General features: G+C 69.7%; 1 protein-coding gene. It reads right to left on the reverse strand.

All coding sequences use genetic code 11. The annotated features are described in order from the left end of the window. Window positions 1-527: MobQ family relaxase (gene mobQ / locus FHD67_RS20275; RefSeq protein WP_176695241.1), on the reverse strand; the 527-nt coding region annotated here is incomplete at its 3' end. Between the last annotated feature and the right edge of the window lie 54 nt (window positions 528-581).

Genomic DNA, 581 nt, shown 5'->3' on the forward strand with positions numbered 1-581 from the left:
GTGTCCCGGGCCCAGGCCTCCCGCCAGCCCTCCAGCAGCTCCTTGGCGTTCCAGTCCCGGTTCTTGGTGGTGAACCCCTCGGGGCCGATCTCCCGGGTGGTCAGCAGGATATGGGCATGGTGGTTGCGCTCGTCCCCTTCGCGCCCAGGGGCGTGCAGGGCGATATCCGCCACCATGCCCCGGTCCACGAACTCGCGCTGGCAGAAGTCGCGGACGAGCTGCAGACGCTGCGCGGCGTCCAGCTCGCAGGGTAAGGCTACCCTGACCTCACGGGCGACCTGGCTGTTCTTGCGCGTCTCGGCCAGCTCCACCGCGTTCCACAGCGCCGCCCGGTCCTGCACCCAGGTCGGGGCATCCGCCGGCGCGAGGGTCTCGACGTGATCGACCCCGCCCCGTGCGCGGTAGTCGAACGCGAGGCCGGTACGCTGATCCACGATCAGCTCGGCGCTGCGGTACGCCGCCGCCGCCGTGGCGCTGCGCCCGGCGGAGCGGGAGATCATCGTGGCCCTGAGATGATAGATCGCCATACGCGCGTCGCACTTCTGCTCAAGGGTTCAAGGGAAACGCGAGTGTTCCCTTGC

This window comes from Paracoccus haeundaensis (assembly GCF_006239215.1).
Lineage (GTDB): Bacteria > Pseudomonadota > Alphaproteobacteria > Rhodobacterales > Rhodobacteraceae > Paracoccus > Paracoccus marcusii.